This is a genomic window from Sphingobacteriales bacterium (assembly GCA_012517435.1).
Lineage (GTDB): Bacteria > Bacteroidota > Bacteroidia > CAILMK01 > JAAYUY01 > JAAYUY01.
Genome location: JAAYUY010000230.1, coordinates 1 through 11737 on the forward strand (window position 1 = coordinate 1; position 11737 = coordinate 11737).

Below are 11737 nucleotides of genomic sequence, written 5' to 3' on the forward strand. Positions count from 1 at the left end.
AATGGAGCTAAAAATACAACTGGTATTGCAGCCAATTCATATTATGCTAAACACGCAGCTTTTGTTTACCTGATGGGATTTAATGGAGAAGGAGAGTATTTGAGAAGCAGTCAGGATACTCTAAAAATAGCTGAGCTTTATGCTATCCGCACCAATGCACTTGAGCGTCTTTACAATATTGAATACAAAACAGACAGCGATGAAAAACTACAGTACAGGAGCAAAGAGTTGATACATTATCTGCAGGCTTATGATTATCTGAAAGCAGCAGGAGTTGTCAGCGATAGCCTTGAAGTTGCTAAATATAAACTTCAGATTTTTGCACGAAATATTTGCAAAAAGAATAGTGTTTTTAAAAAAGACGACAACCATAGCATTATGTCGGCATCTGCTATTGGATTAGCAGCTATAGTGCTAAATGACTGTGGATATAAAAATAAAAGCCATGACAACTACAAACCTGACGAATGGATTGATGTAGCCATGTTTACAATTGAGGAAACACTGTGGGAAGCAAAACATCCTATGTCAACAAGAGGAAGTATCTCAGGGTATGCAGAAGGTCCACATTATTTTGGGTATGCTTTTGAAAATGCAGTACCGTTTTTCATTGCTTTTAACAACTATTTCCAAACAGATTTTTCTTCCAAGTATAAATATAAAGGAGATGAACATACTGTAAGGAACTTTCTCTACGATCCAGATATTGAAAATCTGGGAATCTGGCTAAAAGATATTACCCAACCGGACGGTAAACCTGCTGCCTACGATGATTGCAGGATTTTTAGAGTTTATCCTTATTTTTTGGCAATTTTAAAGACTTTTGGAAACGATACGAAGCATACTGATTTTAACATCATGACACCCAACAATACTGTAAATGTATATTTGCAGGCAGATTACTTGGCAAATGCCCCAGATATTCCCAAATACCCCTTGAAAGCTGATGTAAGCCATGCTCATAAAGTCAGTGGCGATCTTATTTTAAGAAGTCCATATTCTGTACCTGTTATTAATTCACATTTTATCAGGATTGCAGGTGAAATTGGTACTGCATTAAATGATGGACAGTCAGAAACTTATGGACATGAGCATCCCGATGTAAGTAGTTTTATTATCACAGCAGGTAATGAAATTATTGCAATGGATCCGGGTTATATTAGATATGAACTGAGGAACTCTACAAATAAAGCACATCATCATAATTTAATAATGGTTGACAGATGGTGGATTTTCGGTGAAAAAGGGCCTGAAAACAATACCCCTGCAACCGATATGGGGGATATTCTCAAAACATCTTCATTACAAAAATCATATATAAAAACTGAGTATGTGCACACTAAATTTGAACGCAATATTGAGATGTATAAAATTGATAATGAGCATTATTATTATGTGATGTCCGATTTTGTCGATAGAAATAGGGATAGTGTTCAGCGTGAATTTATTTGGTGCTTAAATGGCAACGGAAATTATGAAAAAGGAACATTTAAACTTTATCCTGATGGAAATTGTTTATGGACTCATCCATGTTCTGTTAGGGGAGCTGTCCCTGGCACATGGAATTTAGCTTCAATCACGGCAGTTAAAGGATCGCCTGATAATATTGATAGTTCATCTACCGATACTTATAATGATAATGCAGGAGACTATTTGAGCAACAAAGATTCTTTATATTATTGGGATGGGCTTACAAGAAAAACAGCATATTGTGGAAAACACACTCGTCTTGAGGTAACAAAAAATGGAAATGAGGTTACATTCCTGTCTGTTTTCTGGCCTTATAAATGCTCCGAAACCCCACCCACTATGTCCAAAACCGAAACAGATGATTATGCTTGTGTCACCATCAACAATTTCAATGGAAATGATGTTTTTCATCATGCCAAACTTTCAAATACAACAGTGCTTCATTTAAATCCATATAACTTTACCAACTGCAATGCTGTATTAAGCTATGATGCTGAAAGTGCCATGCTCAAAAAATCAAGAAGCAATTCAATAAATTTTGGCAACTGTACCTCAAATACCAATTTCCGTATTGCTGCCATAGACAATGGTACTTTTTTGACTTATCATGACACAATCTACATCAGCACCAGCCAGAATATCAATACTGCTTATGAAATTACAGGAAGATATAAATACCAGGGATTCATTGAAAACAACACAGGCGGAGACATTGATGTAACCTACTTCCTGCCTGATTGCGAACCTCAATATGACATGCAAGCTGTTTCGTTAAAGCAAAATCTTTTACCTTATTCTTATAATAATGGTGAAAAGAAAATAACCATAACCTTTCCATCAGGTATTACAAATTTTGAAATTAAACTTACCGACCCATGTCTCGCTTCCTGTTTTTTCCCTCCTGTTGCAATTGACACATTGTTTGAATTCAATACCGGAACAACCGAGCAACTTGGGCACAACCTCGATATTAATGAACCCTATGGACATTTAAAAATCACCAATGGGAGTAAAATGGAAATATGTCCCGAAATGGTTATGGTCAATCATGACAGCATTACAATGTTAGGGTTGTATGAAAAGTATGATGAATCTTTACCACTTTACACCCAATATGCAGAAAACGGTGATGCTGTACTTGATTCAAGTGGCAAAAAAGTTGATGATCGCTTTGGCAGCAGAAAATCAATGATTATTATTAAACAGGATGCAGGTCTTGTTTTATTACCAAACAGTCATACCCATATCGGAGCCAATTCAACCATCTTAGTTAAAAAAGGAGGTACATTGTTGATTCAGGAAAATGCTCATATTGAAATTGGCAGTCCTGAACAACCCGGTTATGGTGAAATAATTGCAGAAGACGGTGCTTATGTTTGCATCAATCAAAATGCTGATATTCATTTCTATAACAATCCTGCCGATTCATCAGATAAAAACATCTTTTATGTTTTCAATCCCTTAGGTGATACCATTTATTTGATTGGTGGTGGAATAAAAACAACCGGAGCAATTGCAGGTGTTAATCCTAATGGAAATTATTCGAGATTTGGCAGTACCAATTGCACTGGATTTTGTGATTTTAAAAATTACAGTCCGCCTCATGGTATCAACAATCGCGATTTTGGCTGGGCTAATATCAATTATCCTGTTGCGGTTGCCCAAATGGTTGATACATTCTGTTTCGGAAGTGATGTTACTGTTAAAGCAAAACGAACTTTAAATGAAACCAAATGGCATTTTGAAATTTGTGAGTATGACGGAGCAAATTGTGTTTCACCTGTTACTTATGTTCCGTTCAAAGGTTACGACACTGTCAGGATTGGTGAATACAATTTGTCAGATGAATTCAACTTTGAAGAAGGAAAATTGTATAAAATCAGGTTTGTTGCAGAAAATGACTGCCATGAAACTAATTTAGTTGATAATCTTGTATATATAAGTTCTCTACCTTATGCTGCCTTTGATATTCCTGTCGAAGTTTGCCCGGGTTCAGGTACTTTGCTTGCTACAAACGGGCAGAACAGTGCAAACGAATACAAATATAAATGGTCAGTTAGCATGTTAGGTCAGGATAATTATCATCCTGATGATGAAGATGCTTATTATCATGAAAAAACTTATTCTTACAACGGACAGGTGCAAGACAGTTTTAATTTTCCTGATTTCAGGTTTTATGGCAACAGAAAATACGAAGTTGAACTTTCAGTTTATGGTTATTGCGGTGTAGCTACAAAAACCGATACTGTAAATGTTCCTTATGGTGTTTACCTTGAACCTGATGAAGCTACAATTTACTTTGATGGTTTTGGAGATACTTCCGTCCTGTTAAATGGCAGTGTTTATGGATTTTCCACTTATAATTGGAATCCAACAACTTATTTGAGTAATCCTGCCATTTTACACCCTGTTTCGTATCCAACTTCTCCGGTAACTTATATTTTATCTGCAAGTGGAAACGGATGTTCCGATGCTGATACACTTTCAATAACTGTAAATTACTATGCCAATGCAGGTTCTGATAAAATAATATGCAAGGGTGATAGCATTATACTTGGTTTTTCAGGTAAATCAATTCCTTCTACTATGTATATTGACTGGAAACCAACTGCAAATATGGATGATAGTACAATCGTAAATCCAACTGTATTTCCTTCTGTAACAACAAATTATACAATGAATATCCGGTTAAAATCAAACAATTCATTAATTGAGTCAGATGAGGTTACTGTTTATGTTGATTCGGCTGTTTCACCTTCATTTCTCACTAATGAATACCTTATTGCAGAGGATTCTATTATTCTTTACTTTGAAAATTCCTCAGAACCATATTTGCCAACCACAACCTATTCATGGACATTTGGAGATGGGTCAGATACTTCACATTTGATAAATATTTATCATACATTCTATAAGCAAACTGTTGATACCTTTTTTGTTGTTTGTCTGAAAACCACAACCTCATGCAGCGATTCAACTTATTGTGATACAGTTTTTTATAAAGCAGACAGTAATGAATGGGAATTCTGGATTCCTGAAATTGCAACAGTTGAAGAATTAATAACGGTTGACAATTCTTACCTGATTGGTAATATTCCCAATCCTTTCAAAGACCAGACAACCATTAAATACCATTTGGCTGAAAATTCAGGAAGCGCAGAAATAGTCATTTATAATTTGTTTGGAAAGCATGTGAAAACAATCAGACTGAGACCACATTCAGACACTTACAGTTTAGACTGGTCAGCTTTTGCAAAAGGAATTTATAGTTACAGCTTACTAATAGACGGAATTTTAAAAGACAGTAAAAAAATGATTAAGCTGTAAAACAATAAAGATCAGGCACATTTTGAAAACAAAGTGTGCCTGATTTACTTTATAAAGAATAAAAAATGCTCTGATAAAGAAAGGAAATTTTACTTGTATATAATTGAAAAACAGACAAGAATGAATAAAAAGAATAATGCACTGGCTATAACAAGCGTCTTATGCAAGCTGTGGTTCACGTTTATTTAGACAAGAATAAAATTATGTGTAAGTTAGTAATTTTAAACAACTTTCATTTTAAAAAGCACAGCCAGCATAAGCCGCTAAACCGTTAGCAGTAACAATATGACGACAGTGAAACAGACAACAATTCTTTTGACTTTAACGGTTCTCGGACTGACAGCTTGTAAGCAAAAACAGGCGACTGAAATTCGTGACGACTTCAAAAAGTATTACGACCAATTTAATGTTGACGGTTCTTTCGTGCTTTACGACCCTCAAGACGATAAATATATTTTTTACAACCAAAATCAATACGAGCAAACCTTTTCACCTGCCTCGACTTATAAAATTTGCAATTCGCTTATCGGACTTGAGACAGGAGTAATTAAAGACGAGAACTTTGTTATTCCTTGGGACAGCATAACACGACAAAACCCAAACTGGAACGCAGACCACGACTTAAAGACCGCTTTTAAAAATTCGACAGTTTGGTATTATCAAGAGCTTGCAAGACGTGTTGGCGGACAACAAATGAAATACTGGCTTGACAAGGCAAACTATGGTAACGCAGACACTTCGGGCGGCATTGACAAATTTTGGTTAACTGGCGGACTTCGTATTTCACCCAAAGCGCAGATTGACTTTTTAAAGCGACTTCACGACAACCAACTTCCATTTTCTCAGCGTTCAGTTGACATTGTAAAAAACATAATGATTGCTAAAGACACCTTGAACTATGTAGTAAGAGCAAAAACTGGTTGGGGCGGACAAGACAACAAAGATATTGGGTGGTATGTCGGCTATCTGGAGCAAAAAAATAAAGTTTACTATTTCGCCAACTGCATTCAATCTTCAGACATTAACAACAAGGACTTTGCAAATGCACGAATAGACATAGTTTACTTAATCCTTAAAGACCTTCAACTGATTGACGAATGAGAATTGCTACTGCTAACAACTAAGACTTCGTTGGGTTTGCAAAACCTGCAATGAAGTCGCAGTTGCACGGAACCGGTGTTTCTATGGGGTTTGAATAAAAAATAGCTTAAAATAAGTTTGCTAAAAAAGATGAAAAGATGCTGATTAAAATCGGATTGGGATCACTTAGTATAAAAGGAAAGAGCAGAATAAAGGAATAACAGGATAAAACTGAGTTGAATTTGTTAAAATCGTGATAATGAGGCAAAAAAATAATGTACCATATTTTATGGTGAATATTCATGAGAGGATAAAATGATTAGACTTTATGATTGAATTGAGCACATCAGGAGGTCCTCTTTTATGAAAGATTTCCACAGTAATCATTGAATCAGTTTTACAATTCGGGCAATATTTTGGGTTAAAAATATCTGTTGTAAAAGATTTTTCAAAAGGTGATTCAAGATAAACAAGCAATTGTTTGATATGGGGTATCGTAAGATGTTTCGTTGAACTGCTAAGAATACCGTAATGCCTGATTCTGACAAAAGCCTTAGGTAAAATATGCAAGGCAAATCTTCTGATAAATTCATTAACAGGCAGTGTCATTTCAAGTTTTTTAGCCCCTTTTCGGTAATCCTTATAGGAAAAAGTAACACAATGCTGGTCAATATTGAGTATTCGATGATTACTGATGGCAATTTTATGGGTATAACGACCAAGATATTCAATAATTTGATGAGGATTGCCAAAAGGTCGCTTGGCATAAACCACCCAATGTTGATCAAATAAGCTATCCATGAAATTTTTATCAATATCCGGAAATTTCATGCGTAAAGCAGCAGCATATTTAGCCCTGAAAACCATGCTCATTGCCTTAACAGGAAAAAGGTATTTTCCATTATTTCTTGCATATTTCCAGAAACCGGCAGCAGATAAACCACCACCAGGCACAATACAATGAAGATGAGGATGCAAAGAAAGGTTTTGCCCCCAGGTGTGTAAAACAGCAATCATACCGGTTTTAGCACCCAAATGTTTAGGGTCATTAGCAAAAACTTTAATTGTATTCCATGCTGCATCAAACAAGGAGTTATAAACAGCTTCGGGGTTAAAAAGGGCTAAATGATTCAATATGTCAGGTAAAGTAAAAACGACATGAAAATAAGGAACAGGAATCAAATCATTTTCACGATTTTCAATCCAGTTTTCACGATTTTTCCCCTGACATTTCGGGCAATGACGGTTACGACAGCTATTATAACTAATCCTGCTGTTACCGCAATTGCAACAAATATCTTTGTGTCCGCCCAAATCGGCAGAACGGCATCTCATGATAGCACCTAAGGTTCTGATTTGCCATAAATTAAAACGTTTGTCATTCAAAACCAGAGGCCAATGCCTTTTCAAAACATCAGCTACTTCAAAAGCAGGACGCAAAAAACTGATTATTGATAAAGTGTATCTAAAGGACTAAAAGGTTTTTTCCTGCCACTCTGAGCCACATGCAGATAAATCATGGTCGTATCAATACATTCATGACCGAGAAGTTCTTTAATTGAAATAATGTCAAGACCATCTTCGAGCAGGTGCGTAGCATAGGTATGACGAAGTGTATGCACAGTCATTTCTTTAAGAATTCCTGCTTCTTTGCGAGCCTGATTAACTGCCCATTGAACACCACGCTGAGAATATCGGCTGTCAAAATCACCACCAGCTCTTCCTTCAGGTTTGCCATTAAAAAGCCATGTATCAGGTTTTTCTGCATCAATATAATTTTTTAAGCCGCGTATCAGTATGTTACTTAGAGGTAAATACCTGTCTTTTTTACCTTTTCCTTGTCTGACATGAAGCATTTTACGGTCAAAATCAAGGTCAGAAATTTTCAGGTTTATTACCTCAAAGCATCTTAATCCGCACCCATAAAGTAAGCCTAATAAAATTCTGTGTTTAAGGTATTTTGGTGCTTTAAGAAGCCGTTTAATTTCTTCACGACTTAAAACAACAGGTAATTTTTTTTCTTTTTTAATACTTGGCAATTCAATTCGTTTGTCTTTGAGTCCATACATCCGAAAAATAAACCTTAACCCATAAACACTATGTTTAAAGTAAGAATCTGAAGGAGTATTGTGTTCTTGTTGAAGCAAATACAAATAGTCATTGATTTGGTCTGCATCCAGTTCTGTAGGCAGTTGCTCAAAGTGAAGTGCCATTTTAGCTATATTACGGGCATAATTTTTAAAAGTACTCATACTTTTACCGGAAATAGAAATTTTTTTTTGAAATTCAGCTAATAAATCTGAAAAACCTGCTACTTTTGTGCAAGCAGTAGCAATAAGAGTTTGTGATGAATCTGAAACTTTCATTGTCAAAAATATTTAAAAGGTTAAAAATAATTTATTCCATAACAATGATAAGGGTTATCACACTCTTAGGCTACTGTAGGTTTAGTGCAACATCGTCTATAAAACATTTGGCAGTCAGTGAGTTACCTATCATTTCTGCTCGTATCATAGGTACTTGTAACTTGACAGGACAGTGCTTCGAAATTGGCAACAAAAACATACCGCCAATCCGTTACCTCAGAGCCCTTTAACAAGTGACTCTATTGGGGAGTTAAAAGTTATTAGTACTTAAATCACCAACAATTTGAATATTAATTAATTCTGCTATGGATAACAAAAAATATTTTTTTTATCGTTTAAAACTTTGTACCTGAATAGTAGCGATTTTTAATATGATTATGAGATAAGGAAAAGAATACCTGAATCCCAACGGAACGAAATTACAGAAAATTAAACCGGGGAGATTCAGTACTCATGTCATACCTACGTCACTTAATCACTCACGTTTTACCTGATTTTACTATCATGACATACCTTTGGCACTTACCTCATGCTCTGTAAAATGACTTTGCAAAATGCAGCATTTCCGTTATTGGTAATACAGGCTGAATAGTCTCAAATGTATTAACTCAAAAAGTGAGAGCAGACAAAGACAAAAGACAGACTCAAGCGTCATCACCGGCTTGCAGGTTTTGGGAAAAGCAATACCTTTGCACCACAAAATTTTACTTCGAATGACAACAGAAGACTTGAAAAATCTTAGTGAGCGTGTTTCTGCGCTAAGGAGGTATCTTTGACATAGGCGGGAAAGAAAAACAAATCTCAGAACTCGAAAAACTTACACAATCACCCACTTTCTGGAACAATCCCTCTGAAGCTGAGGAAACCCTGAAAAACATTAAATCGTTGAAAAAATGGGTAACCCTTGTTCATGAGCTTGAAAATGCAATTGAGGAAACCGAAGTAGCCTATGAGTATTTCAAGGAAGGAGAATTGAAAGAGGAGGAAGTGGAAAAGACATATCGTATCTGCCTCGAAAAGGTTGAGAATGTGGAATTTATGAAAATGCTTTCCAAAGAAGAAGATGCCCTGAGTGCCGTACTGGAACTCAACAGCGGAGCGGGTGGAACCGAAAGTCAGGACTGGGTGAGCATGTTGCTGAGAATGTATGTGATGTGGGCTGAAAGAAAAGGATACAAAGTCAGCCTCGTCAATCAGGTGGTGGGTGAAGAGGCCGGCTATAAATCAGTTGTCATTGAAATTGAAGGCGATTATGCTTTTGGGTATCTGAAAGGAGAAAACGGGGTTCACCGCCTGGTCAGAATTTCTCCCTTTGATTCCAACGCAAGACGCCATACTTCATTTGCCAGCGTTTATGTGTATCCCCTCGTTGACGATTCCATCGACATTGAAATAAAAGAAGCAGATCTCACCTGGGAAACTTTTCGTTCGAGCGGAGCCGGTGGTCAGAATGTCAATAAAGTGGAAACAGCTGTCCGCCTTTACCACAAACCCACTAATATCGTGGTGGAATGTCAGGAAGAGCGTTCCCAGATGAAAAACAAGGAAATTGCATTAAAGCTTTTAAAATCAAGGCTTTATGAAATTGAAATTCAAAAACGCAACAAAGAAAGGGAAGAGATAGAAGCCTCCAAAATGAAAATTGAATGGGGTGCTCAGATCAGAAACTATGTCATGCATCCCTACAAACTGGTAAAAGACCTCCGCACGGGTGTCGAAACAGGGAATGTCCAGGCTGTGATGGATGGTGAGCTGGATGAATTTCTGAAAACCTATCTGATGAAGTTCAGCTGATCATAACTGCTTCTCCTCTACTCTGCAAAGAATTTCAGGAAATAAACATTTTTATCATCAGTTATTTTCAAGAGATAAATGCCTGAAGGCAACATTCCGGCATCCAATTCTTCCATCACATGACTTTCAATCAATAATTCACCGCTGACTGAATAAATGCTGACTGAAGCGTTTTTTTGCGTTAACTCTTCAGGCCAGAAAAACTTGATTTTCTTTTCATTAACTGAATACCATGCCTGAAACGGAGTAAAAGGTTCATTCATCCCGCTGCAGTCATAAAAATAAATCCGGACACTGTCGCTGTTTTCACATCCAAATGTATTGGTTACTTTCACATGAAAAACTTTCAGTCCGGAGTCGGCAGGTTTTGTAACGGTAAAGATGCTGTCGGTGCTGTTGTCCTGCCATAAATATTTCGGATAACCGTAAGGAGCGTGCAGATCATATCCTGAAAATTTCTGAAGGCAAAAAGACGTATCTTTTCCCAAATCAAATACAGGATAGGAATGCTGAACAACATGAACCGTATCGGTAAATGCACATCCTTTCCTGGTTACCTTCGCCTTTACATCGAGTGTTTTATCCTGATTATCAACTGGCTGAAAGATATATTTCTTTGAAAAAAAAGTATCCTGCCAGCAATAGGTATCCCAATTGTTTCCGGCAACGAGTTCAATACTTTCATTGGCACAAACCTCCACACTGTCGGTCAGGTTAAAAACAAGGGGGTCGAATTCATCAGCTCCAATATCAGGTGGGTTTTTGCGGTTTTCAAGTTCAATATCTTTGGATACCTGAGAAAAATAAGTTCCTGCCCCGTCAAGAGCAGGGGTAAAGGTAAACAAAAGCGTATCCGAACAAAACCCGGGATCGACCTGAAGCGATTGATTGTCGAAACCAATGGAATCGCGCCATGCCGCCACTGAAGGATAATCAATGCCGTCATGGTGCACATAAGTGTTTGAATTAGTAAAATATGCATTGTAATCAATGCTGAGGTTCTGCCCGTTAGTGATTTCCATGCAGTGCCCCTCAGCCTTATTGCTGAAAATATTGGATGCAATGTTCAGAAAGCGTGGGGAAAACAAGGTCAGGTTTACACTCCCCTGTGTACTGCCTGTCAGATGAGTACTGTTGTGTGCAAGAATTATATCGGTGGAATTGTAAATGCTGATGGCAGAGGTAAAGGCCTCTGTGATGGAAGAAATAAAATTATTGGCTATCAGAAACTCATTCTGATACATTCCCGAACTTTTAAACAACCTGATGCCGAATGCGTTGGCTTTGTTTTTTGAAATAATGATTTTGTTTTCAAGAACTTTTCCCTTGCTGCTGCAGGATTCAAGGTTAATGGCCGTATAAGGCAAAATATTCCCGTAAGAATGAATGTAATTTGCGGAAATCACAGGTTCAAAATGATTTTTCAGATAAACAGATCCGGTGCTCTGGCCTTTAAAAGTGTTTTTCTGAATGTAGGTATAAAGATCAGGAGTGGTTTCATTCCCATTCATCCGGATGGCATAACTTCCGTTTAAAAACTCATTGTTCATAAAAATAGTGTACGTATTGCCGTAGCCTGCAGGATAAGGTGCAGAATAAACGAGTTCCGCCCCGTTTTTCCAACCAAGGAAACGGCAATTATAAAACTGAACCCCGGTGCAATAGGTACTGATCTCAACAAGACGCCCGCTTATGGTGTC

At 37.0% G+C, this 11737-nt stretch carries 6 protein-coding genes; 3 read left to right on the forward strand and 3 right to left on the reverse strand.

Features of this window, described 5'->3' with window-relative positions:
• A partial coding sequence (locus tag GX437_12785) for a T9SS type A sorting domain-containing protein (GenBank protein NLJ08531.1) occupies positions 1–4797 on the forward strand: 4797 nt, incomplete at its 5' end.
• A gap of 285 nt (positions 4798–5082) precedes the next feature.
• Entirely contained in the window at positions 5083–5898 is an 816-nt protein-coding gene (blaOXA, locus tag GX437_12790; GenBank protein NLJ08532.1) for a class D beta-lactamase, read from the forward strand.
• Positions 5899–6177: 279 nt separating this feature from the next.
• On the opposite strand, the gene GX437_12795 is transcribed toward blaOXA, so the two are convergent.
• Together GX437_12795 and GX437_12800 are read right to left on the reverse strand one after the other, a co-directional pair.
• Positions 6178–7317: an IS91 family transposase gene (locus GX437_12795; GenBank protein ID NLJ08533.1), complete on the reverse strand. Its 1140-nt coding sequence runs from the start codon at positions 7315–7317 to the stop codon at positions 6178–6180.
• Between the two features lie 8 nt (positions 7318–7325).
• On the reverse strand, positions 7326–8243 hold the full coding sequence (locus GX437_12800) for a tyrosine-type recombinase/integrase (protein ID NLJ08534.1): 918 nt from the start codon (positions 8241–8243) through the stop codon (positions 7326–7328).
• A gap of 713 nt (positions 8244–8956) precedes the next feature.
• On the opposite strand from GX437_12800, the gene GX437_12805 reads away from it, so the two are divergent.
• Positions 8957–10037, forward strand: a protein-coding gene (locus GX437_12805) for a peptide chain release factor 2 (GenBank protein ID NLJ08535.1) whose coding sequence is annotated in 2 segments (ribosomal slippage) — positions 8957–9016 and positions 9018–10037 — 1080 coding nt in all. Because the reading frame shifts where the segments join, the coding sequence is not laid out codon by codon here.
• 17 nt (positions 10038–10054) lie between these two features.
• On the opposite strand, the gene GX437_12810 is transcribed toward GX437_12805, so the two are convergent.
• Positions 10055–11737 (reverse strand): T9SS type A sorting domain-containing protein (locus GX437_12810; protein ID NLJ08536.1); only part of this gene is annotated, 1683 nt, incomplete at its 5' end.